General features: G+C 71.4%; 17 protein-coding genes. 6 read left to right on the top strand and 11 right to left on the bottom strand.

Features of this window, described 5'->3' with window-relative positions; all coding sequences use genetic code 11:
• Positions 1-156: 156 nt before the first annotated feature.
• The 3 genes from ACTWQR_RS01120 to pdxR form a co-directional block, all read right to left on the bottom strand.
• Positions 157-1,077, bottom strand: coding sequence for a hypothetical protein (locus ACTWQR_RS01120; RefSeq protein ID WP_443224918.1), 921 nt, complete (start codon positions 1,075-1,077; stop codon positions 157-159).
• Positions 1,074-3,488, bottom strand: a complete 2,415-nt coding sequence (locus ACTWQR_RS01125; protein ID WP_443224919.1) for a PEP/pyruvate-binding domain-containing protein — start codon at positions 3,486-3,488, stop codon at positions 1,074-1,076. The genes ACTWQR_RS01120 and ACTWQR_RS01125 overlap by 4 nt, the downstream gene beginning before the upstream one ends.
• 264 nt (positions 3,489-3,752) lie before the next feature.
• Positions 3,753-5,171, bottom strand: coding sequence for a MocR-like pyridoxine biosynthesis transcription factor PdxR (gene pdxR, locus ACTWQR_RS01130; protein ID WP_443224920.1), 1,419 nt, complete (start codon positions 5,169-5,171; stop codon positions 3,753-3,755).
• A gap of 161 nt (positions 5,172-5,332) precedes the next feature.
• Here pdxR and ACTWQR_RS01135 point away from each other — a divergent pair, with 161 nt between their 5' ends.
• A complete protein-coding gene (locus ACTWQR_RS01135; RefSeq protein ID WP_443225007.1) occupies positions 5,333-5,860 on the top strand; it encodes a carboxymuconolactone decarboxylase family protein in 528 nt (175 codons plus the stop codon).
• A 167-nt stretch (positions 5,861-6,027) separates the two neighbouring features.
• On the opposite strand, the gene ACTWQR_RS01140 is transcribed toward ACTWQR_RS01135, so the two are convergent.
• The 3 genes from ACTWQR_RS01140 to ACTWQR_RS01150 all read right to left on the bottom strand — a co-directional run bounded on the left by ACTWQR_RS01140 (position 6,028) and on the right by ACTWQR_RS01150 (position 9,273).
• Positions 6,028-7,515, bottom strand: coding sequence for a glutamate synthase subunit beta (locus tag ACTWQR_RS01140; RefSeq protein ID WP_443224921.1), 1,488 nt, complete (start codon positions 7,513-7,515; stop codon positions 6,028-6,030).
• Positions 7,516-7,722: 207 nt separating this feature from the next.
• Positions 7,723-8,202, bottom strand: coding sequence for an anthrone oxygenase family protein (locus tag ACTWQR_RS01145; RefSeq protein ID WP_443224922.1), 480 nt, complete (start codon positions 8,200-8,202; stop codon positions 7,723-7,725).
• A 357-nt stretch (positions 8,203-8,559) separates the two neighbouring features.
• The gene (locus ACTWQR_RS01150; protein ID WP_443224923.1) at positions 8,560-9,273 is read right to left on the bottom strand and encodes a DUF2293 domain-containing protein; all 714 of its coding nucleotides are present in this window, start codon (positions 9,271-9,273) and stop codon (positions 8,560-8,562) included.
• Positions 9,274-9,489: 216 nt separating this feature from the next.
• Between ACTWQR_RS01150 and ACTWQR_RS01155 the strand changes: the two genes are divergently transcribed.
• The 3 genes from ACTWQR_RS01155 (at position 9,490) to ACTWQR_RS01165 (ending at position 11,206) form a co-directional block, all read left to right on the top strand.
• Entirely contained in the window at positions 9,490-10,131 is a 642-nt protein-coding gene (locus tag ACTWQR_RS01155; protein ID WP_443224924.1) for a uridine kinase, read from the top strand.
• 98 nt (positions 10,132-10,229) lie between these two features.
• Entirely contained in the window at positions 10,230-10,625 is a 396-nt protein-coding gene (locus tag ACTWQR_RS01160) for a PPOX class F420-dependent oxidoreductase (RefSeq protein WP_443224925.1), read from the top strand.
• Positions 10,626-10,777: 152 nt separating this feature from the next.
• Entirely contained in the window at positions 10,778-11,206 is a 429-nt protein-coding gene (locus ACTWQR_RS01165; RefSeq protein WP_443224926.1) for a CBS domain-containing protein, read from the top strand.
• Between the two features lie 64 nt (positions 11,207-11,270).
• Here ACTWQR_RS01165 and ACTWQR_RS01170 read toward each other — a convergent pair whose 3' ends face one another.
• Positions 11,271-12,398, bottom strand: coding sequence for a magnesium and cobalt transport protein CorA (locus tag ACTWQR_RS01170; RefSeq protein WP_443224927.1), 1,128 nt, complete (start codon positions 12,396-12,398; stop codon positions 11,271-11,273).
• Between the two features lie 304 nt (positions 12,399-12,702).
• Between ACTWQR_RS01170 and ACTWQR_RS01175 the strand changes: the two genes are divergently transcribed.
• Positions 12,703-13,497: a methyltransferase domain-containing protein gene (locus tag ACTWQR_RS01175; RefSeq protein WP_443224928.1), complete on the top strand. Its 795-nt coding sequence runs from the start codon at positions 12,703-12,705 to the stop codon at positions 13,495-13,497.
• Positions 13,498-13,627: 130 nt separating this feature from the next.
• On the opposite strand, the gene ACTWQR_RS01180 is transcribed toward ACTWQR_RS01175, so the two are convergent.
• Positions 13,628-14,542, bottom strand: coding sequence for a carbohydrate kinase family protein (locus ACTWQR_RS01180; RefSeq protein ID WP_443224929.1), 915 nt, complete (start codon positions 14,540-14,542; stop codon positions 13,628-13,630).
• Between the two features lie 20 nt (positions 14,543-14,562).
• A complete protein-coding gene (locus ACTWQR_RS01185) occupies positions 14,563-15,468 on the bottom strand; it encodes a pseudouridine-5'-phosphate glycosidase (protein WP_443224930.1) in 906 nt (301 codons plus the stop codon).
• Between the two features lie 99 nt (positions 15,469-15,567).
• Here ACTWQR_RS01185 and ACTWQR_RS01190 point away from each other — a divergent pair, with 99 nt between their 5' ends.
• Positions 15,568-15,996, top strand: coding sequence for a VOC family protein (locus ACTWQR_RS01190; RefSeq protein WP_443224931.1), 429 nt, complete (start codon positions 15,568-15,570; stop codon positions 15,994-15,996).
• Positions 15,997-16,128: 132 nt separating this feature from the next.
• Here ACTWQR_RS01190 and fdhA read toward each other — a convergent pair whose 3' ends face one another.
• Both fdhA and ACTWQR_RS01200 read right to left on the bottom strand, forming a co-directional pair.
• Positions 16,129-17,361, bottom strand: coding sequence for a formaldehyde dehydrogenase, glutathione-independent (gene fdhA, locus ACTWQR_RS01195; RefSeq protein WP_443224932.1), 1,233 nt, complete (start codon positions 17,359-17,361; stop codon positions 16,129-16,131).
• A gap of 155 nt (positions 17,362-17,516) precedes the next feature.
• A complete protein-coding gene (locus ACTWQR_RS01200) occupies positions 17,517-18,806 on the bottom strand; it encodes an MFS transporter (RefSeq protein ID WP_443224933.1) in 1,290 nt (429 codons plus the stop codon).
• Positions 18,807-18,867 lie beyond the last annotated feature (61 nt).

Consider the following 18,867-nt stretch of genomic DNA (forward strand, 5'->3'; position numbering starts at 1 on the left):
CGGGAGTTGTGGTTATATGGGGTATTTTGCCCATGTGTGGCGTTAATTGCCGGTGTGCATGGAGGGGCGAGATTTGCTCTTGTGTATGGAGAGGTAAGAGTTGTTTCTGTGCCTGGAGGGATGAGAGTGCCGACGGCGATCTGAGCGCGGACCAGCTCAGTCGTCGTCCGCGTCCGCGTCGCCGATGCCGACCACCGTGAGGTGCGTACGGTCCAGGCCGGTGTCCTCCAGGCAGCCGCGCAGCCGTAGGCGGTCGTGGTCGGTGAGCGCGGGCCGGACCACGCCCGCGAACAGGCCGTCGCCCAGCTCGCCGAGCGTGGCCCGGTTCAGCGGGACGGACGTCGAGTCCCGGCAGCGTTCCCAGAGCTGGTGCGCGGCGAGCGACTCCCGCTCGGCGGTCACGTTCACGCCGCGCATGTCGACGCGCAGGAGCACAGAGGTCGCCTCGGAGTCCTTCGTCTTCTCCTCGCGAGTCTGGGTGAGATCGGCGAGCCCTACGACGAGTGCGCCGAGCAGGGCGGCCCCGGTGACAGCCACGGCAAGCACGCGCCCGGTATGGCCGCGCTGCCGAGGAGCCCCGACCGGAGGGAGGTCTTCCAGGTCCTCCATGCCGTCCGAGCCGGCGCGTCGGGCCGGATCGGGCGCGGCCAGGACGGAGAGGCGTCCCGCGAGCCGCCGTTCCGCAGAGGGGCGGGCCGTGGTCGACGCGATCCGCTGCACAAGCCAGGCGAGACCGGAGAGCAACACGCCGGTGACCATGAGGACCGGCACGAAGACATACGTACGGTTCGTTTGCTCGTCGTCCAGCCAGCGGAACCGGTCCCCCGTCGTCGGCGACTCCTTCTCCCGCAGCCGCGTCAGGACGTCCTCCTGACGCCGGTCCGCATCACGTATCCGCTGCTCGATTCGTGCGAGCCGCCCGAGCAGCACGACCCCGAGGAGCATCACCTCGATGATGAGCAGCAACACTCCGGACAGGATGGCCCGCTGCCACTGCCACCGGTACAGGTAGATGACGACGTACATCCCGGCCCCCGCGGCCGCCGCACCGCCGAAGAAGTAGACGAGGCGCCTCATCGGGGGCCTCCCTGAGGCTCGTTCCTGTGCGGCTGCGGGTGTCCGTCGTGTACGTGCAGGTGTACGGGTACGTCGCCGGTGATGCCCTTGACCTGTACGTCGCCGGTCGTGCCGTCGACCGTGAGGCGGGAGCCCGGCGGGAAGCGGCGTACGGCATCCGTGGATCCGACGACGGCCGGCAGGCCGAACTCCCGGGCAAGCACGGCGAGATGGGACAGCGGGCTGCCGGTCTGCGCGACGAGTCCCGCGAGGCCGGGGAGGAGCGGGGCGAGCGCGGGATCGAGCGTGCGGACCACGAGCACGGGGTCCGCCGGGCGCGGCCCGGTCCCGTCCCAGGCCGTACCGGTGGCCCGACCGCCGGACACGCCCTGCCCTGCGCCTTTGCCCTCGCCCGCGGGCCGCTCGGCGACGACCGCGCCGCTCTTCGCGAGCCGGAACGTGTCGGGCAGAGGCGCCGAGGCGGACCGCGGCAGGCGTTCCTTCAGGTCGCCGGGGAGACGTCCGCCTTCGAGCGACTCGACGAACTCCCGCCAGCGCAGCAGCCCCACCTTCGACACGTCGCCCAGATCACCTCGTACGGCCAGTCGCTGCGCCGCCTCCCGGACGAGCCGCACCTGGAGCTCCTGCACCCAGCGGATGCGGAGACGAAGGGCCTCGCGTGGGGGGAGGGAGGCGACAGAGGCGGAGGTGAAGGCAGAGGCGAAGGTGGTCGTTGTGGTGGGGAGGGCGGCCGTGACCGGTGGAGTGGGGGCGTCAGTGGGGCTCGCCTCCGGAGTGCTGACCGTACCTCCGGGCGTGTCTGCCGGCGTGCCTCCCGGCGTGCCTCCTGGAAGCTTCAGCTCTCGGCTCAGGCCGGGCGACACCAACGCAAGCACCACCGGCTCCGTCGCCACCAGCCGATGGTCCGGCACGCCGCGGGCGCGCGCCTCGGCGAGCACGGTGAGAGCCGTACCTGCGGCCGTGGCGCGTGTCTCGGGGAGGAGGACGCCCGCGAGGGCCTCCTGGGCGTGCAAGGAGACCAGCGTGATGCGGGTCCAGCGCAGGGTGGAAACGAGGTCGGAGCGGGCGAGGCGGTCCGGGGGCGGCGTCTCGGCGAGGCTCCGGTCGACGTCCGCGACCAGGTCCACCGCCAGGCCGGGCAGCGCGGCGGTCAGCCGGCCCACCCGCCAGGCGGCGGCCAGTCGACGGGCGCCGGGCGCCGGGTTGAGCAGCGCCAGCCACCGGTGCCGGGGTGGGACGGCGCCGAGCAGGCGCAGGTCAGCCGCGGCCCGGCCGCCGACCGCCGTGACGACCGGGACCGCGCGCAGCTGCCGCCGGGGTGCGGTGCCCCCGATGTCGAGCGCGGCGGCGAGCCCGCGCGCCATGGGTGCCACCCACAAGTCCTCCTCCAGCGGCTCCAGCTGATCCGGCAGTGTCTCCGCCACCGGTCCGGGACCGAGCAGCCGTGCCCCGCGCGCGGGCCGCGCCGCCATCGCCGTGATGGGACGACTCTGGAACAGCCAGAGCCGCCCGGCCTCGTCGAACCCGAACTCGATGTCCTGCGGCCCGCCGAAGACCCGGCGCGCCTGTCGCGCCAGCCCGGCGAGCCGACGCAGTTCGGGGGCACCGAGCAGGGGTTCGGCGTCCTCGGGCTCGGTGCGCAGCACCCGGCCCCAGCGGTTCAACCAGTAGTTGGTGCCGGGCTGTGCACCGCTGACCAGCGAGTCGGGCCCGCCCCGCACCGCGCTCACCAGCATCCGGTCCGCCCGCCCCTCCACGGGGTCGGCACCGAACAACACGCCCCCGACGCGGGCCGCGAGCATCGGCTGCACCAGCACGGCCATCGGAGCGGCCGAGCCGTCGGCCCTGCGCGCCGAGTCGAGCACGGTCCGTACGGCCGCATGGAAGTCGCCCCGGCCCCGCACATCCAGCACGGACGCGAACTGGCCCGCCAAGGACGACTCCTGCGTGTCCTCCTGCGGGGAGGAGGAACGTACGACGAGCGGTCGCGTGCCGCCGTCGGAGAGCTCCTGCCAGGCACGGCGAAGCCCTTCCGGCTCACCCTCCGCCCACCCGCCGTCGCCGGCCCATCCGTCATCGTCCGCCCGTTCACCGCCCGCCGCCTCGCCGTGCGGCACGACGAACCCGGGTAGTACCGGCAGCCCGGCCCGCGCCGCCCGCGCGAGATGCGCGGCCTTGGAACCGGCGAACGGGATGCGTGCGGCCCGCGGATCGCTCAGCGGGACCGCTTCGGAGGCAGCTCGGAGGAACAGGGAACCAAGCGGATCTCGCCCGCGAGGAGCGTCCATCGCGCCGTTCGGGCGGAGTGCGTCCAGAGCCCGCGGCCCCCGCATCGCGCCGCTGTCGTGGCGCGAGCCCCGGTCATCCCCGTCTCGCGCACCGTCTTCATGACGTTCGTCAACCGTCGTCATCGCACACCCTCCAGGACCGACCGCCAACAGGGGGGACGCGCGGGGTGGCCCTACGCCTGACGGCGGAACGAAGGATGGGGGCGGACCACCGCCGCTTCCGGTTTCGCGGCCGCGGCGACAACACGCCTCCTGGGATCAATGATCCCACCCAGCTGTTCTATTGCATGTCAGTGAGGAGGCATATTCCAGCCACTCATCCGGCGACAACGCCACTCGGCCGGTCGGAAATTCCGCTCACTCCGTGCTCGCTTCGGGAGGCAACGCTCACTCGGGAGGCAACACCGCGCACAACGCGTCCAGCGCGGCCCCGTACGCGTGATCCGAAGGCGTCGCATACCCCACGACGAGCCCGTCCGGCGCGGACACGGCAGCCTCCGGGTGCCGGAACTCGGCGAGCCCGTCCAGCGCGAGACCCTGCCACCCGGCGGCCTTCACAGCGGACCGCTCGCTCCCCGGCGGCAGGCGCAGCACCGCGTGGAGCCCGGCCGCGATCCCGGTCACCTCGACGTGCGGCGCGTGCGCCTCCAGCGCGGCGACCAGACGGTCCCGCCGCCTCCGGTACCGCTGCCGCATCCGCCGCACATGGCGGTCGTACGACCCCGACACGACGAAGTCCGCGAGCGTCAGCTGCTCCAGAACGTTCGCCCACGCCTCCCGCTCGCCCTTGGCCGCCAGCACCCCCGCGACGTACCTCTCCGGAAGGACCATCCAGCCCAGTCGGAGCGCGGGCGACAGGCTCTTGCTGACCGAACCGATGTGGATGACCCGCTCCGGGTCCAGGCCCTGCACGGCTCCGACGGGCTTGCGGTCGTAACGAAACTCCCCGTCGTAGTCGTCCTCCAGAACCACCCCTCCACGCGCGCGTGCCCAGTCGATCACCGCCGAACGCCGTGCGGGATGCAGTGGCCCGCCGGTCGGGAACTGGTGCGCGGGCGTGAGCAGCACGGCCCGCTCCCTTCCCAATACGTCCACTCGGGCGCCGTCTTCGTCGAGGGGCAGCGGGACGGTCCGTACGCCCGCCGCCGCCAGCAACTCGCGGTGGAAGCCGAGGCCGTACGCCTCCACGGCCAGTGGGCCCCGTATGACCTTGGGGAAAAGCAGCCGCAAGGCGTGCGCGAAGCCCGAGCAGATGACGATCCGTCCCGGCTCGGTGCGGACGCCACGCGCGCGTGCCAGGTACTCGGTGAGCGCCTCCCGCAGTTCGATCCGGCCCGCCGGATCGCCCGGCCCGAAAGCCTCGTTGGGCGCGGCGTTCAGCGCACGCCGGTACGAGGCGAGCCACTCGGTACGCGGGAACGACGACGCGTCCGGCGTGCCCTGGCGCAGGTCGAACCGAGGCCCACGCGCGCGCGGAGGTGCCTTTTTGGGCACGCGCGCGTGGGCGCCCAACGGCTCGGCGCGCTCCGCGACCCGGGTGCCCGAGCCCTGGCGCGCGGTCAGCCAGCCCTCGGCGACGAGCTCGGCGTACGCGTCGGCGACCGTGTTGCGCGCGACGCCGAGGTCGGCGGCCAGCGAGCGGTACGGAGGGAGGCGGGTGCCCGGGGTGAGACGGCCGCTGCGGATGGCCTCACGGAGGGCACGGATCAGGGCGGCACGGCGGCCTCCCGGACCCGACGGGCCCGACAGGTCCAGGTGCAGGTCGGCGCCGATGCGTTCGGCTGAATTGACCCATGAATCTGTCATGAAAATGCACCCTACAGCGGGTCTTTCCGGCCCGTAGATTCATGGCCATGACGACGAACGCGACGAACACGAGGGACGAGATGAACGCGACGAACACGAGGGACGAGATGAACGCGACGAACACGAGGGACGAGATGAACGCGACGAACACGAGGGACGAGATGAACGCGACGAGCACGACGAACGCGCCGCACAGGGCGCACGCGAACACCGGGACCGCGGCTGGAGTGCGGGTGGCCGAAAACATTCGACTCGACTTCGCGAAATCCGCGCCGAAGGCCTTCCGTGCCCTCATCGGCTTCGATGCCGCCGCCCGCGAGGGACTCGACCCGGCCCTCGTCGAACTGATCCAGATCCGCGCCTCGCACCTCAATCACTGCGCGTACTGCCTTCACATGCACACCAACGACGCGCGCAAGGCGGGCGAGAGCGAGGAACGGCTGCACATGGTCCCGGTGTGGCGCGAGGCCCCGCACGTCTTCACGGAGAAGGAGCGGGCGGCACTCGCACTCACGGAGGCGGTGACTCTGGTCGCCGACGGGGGCGTCCCGGCCGACGTCTACGCCCAGGCCGCCGCCCAGTTCGACGACCCGGAGCTGGCCCAGGTGCTGGCGCTGATCCTCGCGATCAACACGTGGAACCGCATCGCTCTTTCGACGGCCAAGAAGGCGGGCACGGACGGCCGCTGAGGCGACGGTTTGCCGCGGCGTGGTCGCTGGGGTGGTGGGCTCGCGAGGCGGTGGGACGCTGGGGTGGTGGGCCGATGAGACGGCGGGTAACGCGGGTGGCTCACACCTTCAATGCCGTGTGCCGTGTGCCGTGTGCCGTGTGGCCTGTGGCGTGTGGCGTGTGGCGTCTACACCCTCATCGGCCGGTCGTACGGCCCTATCGGCGCCGGCAGCCGGGTGGCGCCCGTCAGACGGCGATCCACTGCCGCCGCCACCGCCCGCCCCTCGGCGATCGCCCACACGATCAAGGACTGGCCGCGCGCGGCGTCCCCCGCGGCGTACACGCCGGGGACGTTCGTCGCGAAGTCCGCGTCGCGGGTGATCGTGCCGCGGGGGTCGAGGGCGAGACCGAACTGGTCGACGAGGCCGTCGGCGCGGTCGGGGCCGGAGAAACCGAGGGCGAGCAGGACGAGGTCGGCGGGGAGCGAGCGGCCGGTCCCGGGGCGTGGGCGACGCTCGGCGTCGACCTCGACCAGGTGCAGCGCGCGGACATGCCCGTCCGCGTCCCCGGTGAAGCGGAGCGTGGACGACGCGAAGAGCCGCGCGTCCGCGTCGGCCGCGGGCGCCGTCTCCAGGTCGCGGGCCTCCTCGTGTGCGGCCGACAGCCGGTAGATCTTCGGATACACCGGCCACGGCTCGGTGTCCTCGTCGCGCTCCGTACCCGGTTGCTCGTAGATGTCGAGCTGCGTCACCGATGCCGCACCCTCGCGCACCGCGGTGCCCAGACAGTCGGCCCCCGTGTCCCCGCCGCCGACGATCACGACGTGCTGGTCCGCCGCGGACAGTGGCGAGCTCTCGAGGTCTCCCTCGCACACCCGGTTGGCCAGCGGCAGATACTCCATCGCCTGATGGATGCCGGTCAACCCCCGCCCCGGCACGGGGAGTTCACGCCAGGCCGTGGCGCCGACGGCCAGGACGACCGCGTCGTAGCGGGCGCGCAGTTCGGCCGCTCCGATGTCCCGGCCGACGGCGGTCGACGTACGGAACTTGGTTCCCTCCGCCCTCATCTGCTCGATCCGCCGCTCCAGGTGCCGCTTCTCCATCTTGAACTCGGGGATCCCGTATCGCATCAGACCGCCGAGCCGGTCGTCCTTCTCGTACACCGCGACGGTGTGCCCCGCCCGGGTCAACTGCTGCGCCGCGGCAAGGCCGGTGGGCCCTGACCCGATCACCGCGACCGTCCGCCCGGACAGCCGGTCCGGCGGCCGAGGTGGCGCCAACCCGTCCTCCCAAGCCCGGTCGGCGATAGCGACCTCGACGTTCTTGATGGTGACCGCGGGCTGGTTGATCGCCAGCACGCAGCCCGCCTCGCACGGTGCGGGACACAACCGCCCGGTGAACTCTGGGAAGTTGTTGGTCGCGTGCAGCCGCTCGCTCGCCGCGCGCCAGTCGTCACGCGAGACCAGGTCGTTCCAGTCCGGGATCAGGTTGCCCAGCGGGCAGGCCTCGTGACAGAAGGGAATGCCGCAGTCCATGCACCGGTCGGCCTGCGTGCCGATGATCGGCAGCAGCGCCCCGGGGACGTACACCTCGTCCCAGTCACGGACCCGCTCCTCGACAGGACGGCGCGGCCATTCCTGGCGGGAGGCGTGGAGGAAACCTTTGGGATCGGCCATCGCCGTCCCCCTTGCGTACGCGAACGGGGCCCGTACGGTCTCCGACGCCGGTATCCGTCTCCGCTTCGCATCTCCGGTCTCCGGGCGGCGGGCCGCAGGGCCTTCGGCAGACTCTTCTCGCCACGATACGACGCCGTCGCCGCGCCCGTCCCAGACGGGCGCCGGTATGCGCGCCCAGGCGCCGGTGGCGGTGCCGGTATGTGCGCCTCAGGTGAGCGCCAGCACGTACGAGATCGACGCTGCGGCCGACGCGACCGTGCGAACGTGATTCCACGTCGTCCACTGACTCACGTACGAGGGCCAGTACGCGGCGGCCTCCGGGGTGCCGGCGTTCATCGTGGCCAGCTTGTCGTTGCGCGGGACGTTCGCGGCCATCGTGATCCCGAAACAGCCGAACAGATACAGCGCGCTGCCCAGCAGCAGCTCCGCCGTGCCCTCGTCGGGCCACAGCACGAACGTGACCACCGCGAGCACGGCGCACAGCACGGCCGACCCGACGAACACGATCATGAAGGCCGGCGTCAGCGCGGTCACGTTGATCGCCTGCATCGCGGCGACGCCCTGCGCGGGCGGCAGCGCGGCGAGCCCCTTCATCACGAACGTGGAGAACCCGCAGAAGACCCCGGCCACCAACCCGGTGCCGAGCACGCCCAGCACCGTCAGTACGAAGTACGGTCCCTCGATCATGGCAACTCCCCGTAAGCAAGGCTCCTGGGTAACAACTCGCGCACCGCTCCCCGACTCCACGGGCCGGACGACCCCGAACCCAAAGATCCTGCACGGCACTCTTTGTCACCACAAGCTGTCACGACAAGTGAAATGCCGTACGAGGAGAGTGACCATGGCCGAGGAACTCGGGGGCATGTCCGAGCGTCTTCGGGGCGAGGGCGAGGGCGAGGGCGAGGGCGAGGGCGAGGGCGAGGGCGAGGGCGAGGTGAGGGCAAGGGCAAGGGCAAGGGCAAGGGCAAGGGCAAGGGCGAGCGCCGTCCAGAGGGGGCAGTCCGGGGGCGGCATCCTGGGACGATCACGCCCGCGCCGGTGCGGTCATGCCTGCCCCACCCCGCCCGCGCGCCATCCCTGGAGCGTCCCCTCGACCGTGGGAGCGATCCGACGGCGGGCCTCATGACGCGGTACGCCGCTCATCAGCAGCTGGTCGTACGGAGTCTCCGTGTGCCGGACCGCCGCGCACACCGCCGAGGTCACCGCGGCCTCGGACAGCGCGCGCCCCGCCGCACTACGGCCCACACGCCCGCTGCCCCGCACCGAGGCGTGCGCGGCGATCGCCTGCGCCCGGTCTGCCGGGCAACCGGGAAACAACCGCAGGATCTCCTCCGCGAACGCGTCCGTGAACCGCACATCCTCCGCGTCCCTCCGCCGCGCGTCCCGCGCCCGCCGTCGCCGCCGAGCCTCCGCGTCCGCCAGACACCGCTCCTCGGCCCGCGCGAGCGCCGCCTCCTCGACGAGCACCCCCTGTCGTTCGTACCGACTCCGCCGCCGGCTGAACCGCACGACCACCGCCGACAACGCGCTTCCCTCCCGCGACCTCCGCGTCAACGCCGTGTCGCCCCGCGGCAGAAACACCAGATGTCCAAGATCGGCACAGTCCAGACAGCGCGGCGTCCCCTCCTCCATCACCAACAGCCCAAGCGGACCGCCCCGACACTCGGCACAGTGCCTCCTCTTGATCGACTGAATGACGAGAAGCCCGGTGCGGGGTGGGGGAGTTGGGGGAGTCGGGTGAGTTGCCGTGGTCGCCATGGTCGGTTCATTCCCCGCGGCGGGCCTGGATCTACGCCGATCTGCCCGGTCGCCTTCCCCGGGGTGCTCCCCGCGGTCCCAGTGACCACGCGCCCGCCGGTCTTCTCTGCCCGTGACCACGCGCTCGCCGGTTCTTCTCTGCCCGTGACCATTGGTCCGCCGGTTCTTCTCTGCCCGTGACCATGCGTCCGCCGGTCGCCTCCCCCTCGCGGCATCATGGGCCGTGTGCGACTTGAAGCGATCACCTGGGAACGGCTCGGCGACCTTCTCGCCGAGCGGCTGCTCGACCTGAAGCCGGCCGACGGCGGCCCCTGGCCGCGCGTCGCCTTCGACGGAGCTCCGGCCGCCCACCCCGGCGACCTCGCCGAACTCGTGGCCGAGGCCCTGCGCCCGCGCGGCCGGTCCGCGGTTGTCGTCGGCACGGAGGGCTTTCTGCGCCCCGCCTCCCTCCGGTTCGAGTACGGCCGCCAGGACGTGGAGGCGTACTACGACGGCTGGTTCGACACCGGCGCTCTGTGGCGCGAGGTCTTCGGCCCGCTGGAGCCCGGTGGCGACGGCCGAGTCCTGCCCGACCTCTGGGACCCGGCCACCGACCGCGCCACCCGCAGCCCGTCCGTCCAACTCCCGCCCGGCGCCGTACTGTTGCTACACGGACCGATGCTCCTGCGTCACTGGTTCCCGTTCGACCTCACCGTCCACGTACGCCTCTCCCCGGCCGCCCTGCGTCGACGCACGCCCGAAAGCGAGCACTGGACGCTTCCCGCGTACGAACGCTATGAGAGCGAGACGGCCCCGGGTGACACGGCCGACGTCCTGGTGCGCGCGGACGACCCACGCCACCCGGCGTGGAACGGCTGACTTCGGCGACAGGCGGTCCGCGCCCTATTCCCTCACGTTGGGCGTCGGTTCCTCCAACAGGGCTTTTGTATGCACGTGCATGTAGTTACTCTGATGGCATGATGATCTCCTTGGACGACTCGGTCCGCACGCTCCTCGACGGTAAGAACTTCGCCAGCGTCGCCACCCTCGGTCCTGGCGGCGCACCCCAGAACTCGGTGGTGTGGATCAAACGCGAGGGCGACACTGTCCTTTTCTCCTCGACCGACGGTCGGCAGAAGGTCCGCAACCTCCGACGCGACCCCCGCGTCAGCCTCTCGGTCTTCGACCTCGCCAACCCCTACACATCGGTGGAGATCCGCGGCACCGCCGAGATCCTCCCCGACGAGGGCAAGCGACTCCCGTACGAGCTCTCGCACAAGTACCTCGGCATAGACCCTCAGGCGGAGAAGGTGGACGAGGTCCGGGTGATCGTCCGCGTGCTGCCCGAGCGGATCGTCGGCTTCTCGGCGTGAGACCGGGAGACCGCAGGGCCGGGGCCTGAAAACCGACCGGAAGCCGGGAACTTCCGGGTGCGTATCTCCCCGTACCCGGCGAGAATGTAGGACGCCGGGACTAGCGGCGCGTACCCGCGCCGCGCCGGCCGTCCGGCACCGGGAGGTACTTCATGACCACCGCCGGAGACATCATGCACCGCGGCGCCCAGTGGATCCCCGCTCGCGAGACCCTGGACCGAGCCGCCCAGCTGATGCGCGAGCTCAACGTGGGCGCGCTGCCCATCAGCGACGAGAACGAACGGCTCTGCGGCATCCTCACGGACCGCGACATCGTGGTCGGCTGTGTGGCCATGGGCCACGACCCGGCGCGCGTCACCGCGGGTGAGATGGCCAAGGGCACACCGCGCTGGATCGAATCGAGCGCCGACGTCAGCGACGTACTCGGCGAAATGCAGGGGCACCAGATCCGCCGCCTTCCTGTGATCGAGAACAAGCGTCTGGTCGGGATGATCAGCGAGGCCGACCTGGCCCAGCATCTGACGGACGAACAGCTCGCGAGCTGGGCCGAGAGCGTCTACGCGAAGAGCGCGACACGCTGACGCCCAGGCCCCACCGGTACCGGGAACACGCGCTCGTCCGGCCGGCCGTGCCGGACGAGCGGCGTCACAGCCAGCCGTTGCGCTTGAACCCCCGGTAGAGGGTGAAGCACGCGACGGCGATCGCGCCGAGCGCCAACGGATAGCCGAACCTCCAGTGCAGCTCCGGCATGTTGTCGAAATTCATGCCGTAGACACCGCAGACCATCGTCGGCACGGCGATCAGTGCCGCCCAGGCCGTGATCTTCCGCATGTCCTCGTTCTGCGCGACGCTGACCTGTGCGAGGTGCGCCTGCAGAATCGAGTTGAGCAGTTCGTCGAACGCGGCTATCTGTTCGGCGACCCGCAACTGGTGGTCGGAGACGTCCCGGAAGTACGCCTGTATCTCCGGGTCGATCACCCGTATCGGCCGGGTGGCGAGGTCCATGATGGGGCGGCCCAGGGGAACCACCGCCCGCTTCAGCTCCAGGAGTTCACGCTTGAGCTGGTAGATGCGCCCCGGGTCGGCCCGCGCGCCGCTCGCGGAGAACACGTCCGTCTCAACCTGGTCGATGTCCTCCTGCACCGAGTCCGTGACGTTCAGATACTCGTCCACCACATGGTCCGCGATCGCGTGCAGCACCGCGGCCGGGCCCTTGGCGAGCTGCTCGGGGCTGGCCTCCAGCTCCTCGCGAAGCGGTCCCAGGGACCCGTGCCGACCGTGCCGCACGGTGACCACGAAGTCATGGCCGACGAACACCATGATCTCGCCGGTGTTCACCACCTCGCTGGTCGCGGTCAGTTCGGAGTGCTCGACATAGCAGACCGTCTTGAACACCGCGAACAGCGTCTCGCCGTACCGCTCCAGCTTCGGGCGCTGATGGGCGTCCACCGCGTCCTCGACTGCCAGTGGGTGCAGGTCGAAGAGCTCGGCGATGCCCGTGAACTCGGCCTCCGTCGGTTCATGCAGCCCGAGCCAGACGAAGCCGCCGTCGGCCTTGCGGATCCGCTCCACCGTCTCGACCAGATCGCGGCCGGCGGGGACTCTGGATCCCTCCTCGTACGCCACGCAGTTCACGACCGCGGAGCCGAGCGGGGACCGGGCGGGATGGCTCAGGTCGACGCGAGTGCGCCGTCGTGCCAGCCGTGCCACCCTGCGGAGGCCGCCGACCTTGCTCAGGCTCGTGACCTTCCGCAGATTCCCTGCCATGGACATCTGGGTCTCCTTGCGTGGATCTCCCCCGCGCCGCACTCTGCGCCTTGTCGCGGCCAGTCTGCCAGGATGCTTCGACGGCCGAAGGAGCCTGTGGGAACGGAACATTCCGTTCCGGAACCGCCGTCGTGGTCGGTGGCGGCACAGTGTCGGCGCGCGGGCGTCAGCTGCGAGCGGGCCGGTTATGGGCATGCCGACTCTCGAGTCGGCTATGAGCGGGCCAACTGCGAGGGGGGTCCGGACTGACGTGTTGACGTAGGGAGCGTCGACCATCATGGACAAGCCGGACAACTGGGATGATCGTCGCATGACGCGAACCGATGGGTATCTCCTCGACAACCGACAGACCGAGGCGGGGCAGCGCTTCGCCGCCCTCGCCGCTCTCTTCGACCCCACGACGTTCCAGCACATCGAGCGGCTCGGCATCGGACCCGGCTGGCGCTGCTGGGAGGTCGGCGCGGGCGGCACGTCCGTGGTGTCCTGGCTCGCCAAGAAGGTCGGCCCCACCGGCCGGGTCGTCGCGACCGACATCGACATCTCGTGGGCGACCTCGGCCGTCCGTCCCCCGGTCGAGCTGCGCGTCCACGACGTGGGCGTGGACGAGCCACCGGGGGAGGGCTTCGACCTCGTGCACGCCCGGCTGGTGCTGGCCCATGTGCCGGACCGGGAGCGGGCGTTGCGCTCGATGATCAGGGCGCTGCGGCCCGGCGGAAGGCTCCTGGTCGAGGACGCCGACCCCTCGTTGCAGCCGCTGGCCTGCCCCGACGAGCGCAGCCCGGAGCAACAGCTGGCCAACCGGCTGCGTCACGGGTTCCGCGAGCTGCTGGCCGAGCGCGGCGCCGATCTCGCGTACGGGCGGCGGCTTCCGCGCCTGCTCCGCGAGGCCGGACTGCGCAAGGTCGAGGCCGACGCGTACTTTCCGATCACCTCGCCCGCCTCGGCCACGCTGGAGTCCGCGACGGTTCGTCAGATCCGTGACCAGCTCGTGGCAGCGCGCCTGGCCACGGAGCAAGACATCGACCGTCACCTGGCGAACGTGGCCGCGGGCGGTATGGATCTGGCCGCGGCGCCGCTGATCTCGGCGTGGGGGCGCCGGATGTAGTTCTGGGAACGGTGGCGGGTGGCGGCCCTGGAGCAGCGCTGCGCGGTGGGTGACGTGGTCATGCAAGCGAGAGTCGAGGGAGGGAATGATCCCGGGAGGCCGGTGCCGGGCCGCAGCTCCGACGACAGGTTTACGCCCCTGTCTCCGGCCGCCCGCCCACCCGTTCCACCGCCCGTGCCCCGGCCCGGCACCCCTCCGCGGCCGCTTCCTCCGGTTGGCCGCCCGCAAGCAGCGCGGCCAGGAAGGCTCCCGTGAAGGCGTCCCCGGCCCCCGTCGTGTCGACGGGGGTTGCGAATGCCGCCGGAACCCGGGCCTCGACCACCCCCGACCGGGCGACCAGGGCCCCGGCCCCGCCCTGCTTGACCACCACCAGCGGAACGTGGCGGCTCAACTTGGCCGCCGCGTCCGCCGGATCGGGCAGACCGGTGAGCAGACAGGCCTCGTCCCTGTTCGGCAGAAGTACGTCGACACCCTCGGCGAGCGCGAGGAAACGGTCCACACCCAGCTCTGTGAGGAACCCCGCCGAGGCGGGATCCACGCTCACCGGCACACCGCGCGCGCGTGCCGAGGCCAGAGTCAGTGCCACCAGCGCGCGGCAGGGCTCGGAGAAGAACAGATAGCCCGACAGGTGCAGCCACGCGACACCGTCGAGCAGCGACGGCGACCAGTCATCGGCATCGAGTCGCAGGGACGCGCCACTGTCCGTGAGGAAGGTGCGCTCCGCCGAAGCGCCCGCGTCCACGAGACAGATCACCGTGCCCGTCGGCGCTTGCGGATCGATGACCAGGAGGGGGCGCACCCCTGAAGCCGTCAGTTCCCGCTCGTGCCACGCGGCCGAGTCCGCGCCCACCCGGCCGAGGAGCCGCACCTCCGCACCGCCCCGACGGGCCGCCCAGCACGCCACGTTGGCGCCCGCGCCGCCCGGCAGTGTCTGTATGACGGCGGCCGTGTCGGTGCCCGACGCGAGCGGTCCGCGATGCCGGGCGATGACATCAGTGACGACGTCGCCGACGACAAGGAGAGCCCCGTCGGCGCCGGCTGACATCTCGCCTCCGTCCGCCCCGGTCACGTCCCTGCCCAGGCTGCCGCGATCCGCCCCGCGAGCCGTACGTTGCCGCGTACCGCCGCCAGATTCGCGGTCAGTGACGCCCCGTCGGTGTGGCGTACCAGGTAGTCGAGCAGGAACGGAGTGACCGCCTGGCCGCTCACGCCCTCCGCCTCGCACGCCTGCAGCGCGTCGGCGAGCACGCGCGCGTGGAGCTCGGGATCGAGCTGCTCCGCCTCGGGCACGGGGTTGGCGACGATGAGGGCCGATTCGGGTCCGCCGAGCGCGTCCTGTGCGCGCATGACACCCGCGACCTCGCCGGGCGACTGGAGCGTCCAGTCCACCGGGTGTCCCGAGTCGGACAGATAGAAGCCGGGAAAGCGCGCCGTGGCGTAACCGGCGACAGCGACGCCCAGCGTCTCCAGCCGCTGCAGGGTCGCCGGCACGTCCAGGATCGACTTCACCCCGGCGCACACCACAGTGATCCGGGTGCGCGCGAGGAGCCCCAGGTCGGCGGATTCGTCCTGCGTCAGCGTCCACTCCCGGTGCACGCCACCGAGCCCGCCCGTCGCGAACACCCGTACGCCCGCCTGCGCGGCCAGCAGCGCCGTCGCGGACACCGTGGTCGCCCCGCTGACCCCCGCGGCGACCGCGAGCGGCAGATCGCGATGCCCCAGCTTGCGGATGCCCTCCTCGTTCGCGACCCGCTCCAGCTGCTCCTTGTCGAGACCCACGTGGGGGAGCCCGTCCAGGACGGCGATCGTCGCGGGAACGGCGCCCTCCTGGCGCACGGTGTTCTCCAGCTCCAGCGCCACCTGGAGATTGCGCGGACGCGGCAGCCCGTGCGCGATGATCGTGGACTCCAGTGCCACCACGGGCCGCCCCGCGGCGAGCGCCTCCCGCACCTCTTCGGACACCACCAGCACGCGCGTGCCTCCTGTCTGTCGGTTCTTCCCTCATCCCTGGCGGGCGACGCGCCCGGCCAAACCCTTGCGACGGCCACAAGGGGGCAGCAGCCTGATGGCATGACAGACAACTCCACACGACTCGACCATGTCGTCCTCTGGGTACGCGACCCGGTGGCCTCGGCCGACTTCTACGAGAAGGCGGTGGGCCTTGAGCCCATCAGGGTCACCGAGTTCGCCGCGGGGCAGGTGTCGTTTCCCTCCGTGCGCCTCAACGAGGAGACCATCTTCGATCTCGCGCCCCTGTCGATGGCCGAGCGCATGGACGTCGTCCCAGGGGCGGCCGAGAGCGCGGGCCACCCGGTCAACCACGTATGCCTGTCCCTCGGAGGTGAGGACTTCGACGATCTCCGCGCCCGCCTGGCGGAACGAGCCGTACCTCTCTCGGAGTTCACCTACGACGCGTTCGGCGCCCGCGGAAAGGCGAAGCGGAGCTTCTACTTCCGGGACCCGGACGGAAACGTCTTCGAGGCACGGCACTACGAGTAGCTCTCCGATGTGAGAAGGAGAAGCTGTGAGCCAAGGAGGGGGGAAGGGGTGTTGTGAGCTTGTGGAACAAGGGGTGTCCACGCGCGCGTGGACACCCCTTGGGACCTCCCCTCCAGAGCCGCCCTCGGGGACTCAGACAGGCCGTGCTCCGTTCAGTGCCCCATGCGGATCGAGGACGTACTTACGGCTGGCGCCCTGATCGAACTCGGCGTAGCCGCGCGGCGCGTCGTCCAGGCTGATCACCGTCGCGTTGACGGCTTTGGCGATGTGCACACGCTCGTGCAGGATCGCCTTCATCAGCCCCCGGTGGTACCGCATCACCGGACACTGACCCGTGGTGAAGCGGTGGCTCTTCGCCCATCCCAGGCCGAGCCGCACCTTCAGCGTCCCGGTTCGTGCGTCCTGATCGACCCCGCCAGGGTCGTCCGTGACGTACAGGCCCGGAATGCCCAGCGCGCCACCCGCGCGCGTGATGCCCATCAGCGAGTTGAGGACCGTCGCGGGTGCCTCCTCGGCGTCGGGGCCGTGGCCGTGGGCCCGCGCCTCGAAGCCGACCGCGTCGACGGCCGCGTCCACCTCCGGCTCACCCAGGATCTCGGCGATCTGCTCGCCCACGTCACCGCGGGTGAGGTCGACCGTCTCGCAGCCGAAGCTCCGGGCCTGCGCGAGGCGTTCGGCGTTCAGGTCGCCGACGATGACGACGGCGGCGCCGAGAAGCTGAGCCGACGCCGCGGCGGCGAGACCGACCGGCCCCGCCCCGGCGATGTACACCGTCGAGCCGACCTCGGCGCCCGATGTCACCGCGCCGTGGAAGCCGGTCGGGAAGATGTCCGACAGCATGGTCAGGTCGAGGAGCTTCTCGCGTGCCTGGTCCCGGTCCGGGAACCGCAGCAGGTTGAAGTCCGCGTACGGGACCATGGCGTACTCTGCCTGGCCGCCGACCCAGCCACCCATGTCGACGTAGCCGTAGGCCGCCCCGGGGCGGGCCGGATTGACGTTCAGACAGATGCCGGTCTTGCGCTCCTTGCAGTTGCGGCACCGCCCGCAGGCGATGTTGAACGGCACCGAGACGATGTCTCCGACCTCGACGAACTCGACGTCCGGGCCCCGCTCGATGACCTCTCCGGTGATTTCATGCCCGAGTACGAGTCCCTCGGGCGCGGTCGTACGGCCGCGCACCATGTGCTGGTCGCTGCCGCAGATGTTGCTGGCGAGCACTTTGAGGAGGACCCCGTGCCGGCACTTGCGGCCGACGTTGTCGGGTGCCACCCCCGGCCCGTCCTGCAGTTCGAGCGTGGGGTAGTCGATGGTCCTGACTTCCACCGCGCCCGGCTTGAGATACGCGACTGCCCGGTTCCCGCTCATACGTGATCGCCGTCCCTTCGGCCCCCGTGACTTCGGATGCCAGTGGCTGTGCGCACGGCGGAGTCTGCTACCGCCGCACCGTTCCGGCCACCCTTCGCGCGGGCCGCGGTCCGCAAGTTTTTACGGCCGTCCTTCGGCCGCCTCCAGGGCTGTTCTTACGGCGTGGGCGTTGGGCCGCGCTGCGTCGTGGTCCGGCGAGTGAACAGCGCCAGCGCACCCAGCGGCAGCAACAGGCAGGCGGCTATGAGGTTCAGCCAGGCGTAACTCGCCTGCGCGACGACTAGGCCGGCGGCCGCCCCGCCGATGCCCGCCGACGTGTTCATGGAGAGATCGGAGAGCCCTTGAGCCGCAGCGCGCGCGGGCTGGGGCACGGAGTCCGTCAAGAGCGCGGAGCCGGAGACGAGGCCCGCCGACCAGCCGAGGCCCAGCAGGAAGAGCCCGGCGGCGGTCTGCCCGTGACTGGCGCCCGCTGTACCCGCGAGCAGTGCCGCGCAGGCCAGCAGCGCCACAGCCAGGCCGATCACCGAGAGTCGCCCGAACCGGTCGGACAGCCGCCCCATGACGGGCGAGAACGCGTACATGCCCGCGATGTGGCCGCTTATGACCAGCCCGATCAGATCGATGCTCGCCCCGTGGTGACCGAGATCGACCGGTGTCATCGACATCACCGACACCATCGCGGTGTGTGACACGGCCACCGTCACGAGAGCCAGCCGGGCACGCGGCGAGGCCCGGACGGCGGCCACCCCGGCCCGTATGGACCGTGCCGCGGCGGACTGCTCCTCGACCGGCGCCAGCGCGCGGGCGGTGAGCAGCGGGTCGGGTCGCAGCAGCACCGCGACCAGGAGCGCCGACATGAGGAAGACCCCGGTCGCCCACAGGAAGGGGCCCGCCGTCTCCGGTATGCCGAGCCCGGAGACGCTGCGGCCGGCGGGCGCGGCGATGTTTGGGCCGAGGACCGCACCGATCGTGGTGGCCCACACGACGTTGGAGATGGCCCGCGCCCGCCGCTCCGGCTCGGCCAGGTCCGCGGCCGCGAACCGCGCCTGCAGGTTCGCGGACGAGGCCGCGCCGAACCCCGCCATGCCGAGCAGCAACAGCGGAAAGCTGTCCACGGCCGCGCCGACCACGACGACTCCGGCCCCCAGCGCTCCGATGAGATACGCCAGGACAAGCCCGGGCCGACGGCCGCGCGCTGTCATCAGCGCCGCCAGCGGCACGGAGAGCACCGCCGTCCCCGCGACGGTCGCGGTGGGCGCGAGCCCGGCCAGCGACTCGGTGCCGGCCACCTCTTGGGCCAGCACGACAGCCAGCGCTATACCGGTCGCCACTCCGAGCCCGCCGAGGATCTGACTGGCGACGAGCACAGCGGATATCCGGCGACGCAGCGCCGGCAGTCCGTCCGCGTCGACGGGCACGACGACCGGCCGCTCGACGGCGGTCACCGCGAACACTCCGTGGCGATGGAACCGAACACGGACGATGTGGTCACCGGCGCGTCCCCCC

Origin of the sequence: Streptomyces sp. 2A115 (assembly GCF_052245575.1) — a bacterium.
In the GTDB taxonomy this organism is placed as follows: domain Bacteria; phylum Actinomycetota; class Actinomycetes; order Streptomycetales; family Streptomycetaceae; genus Streptomyces.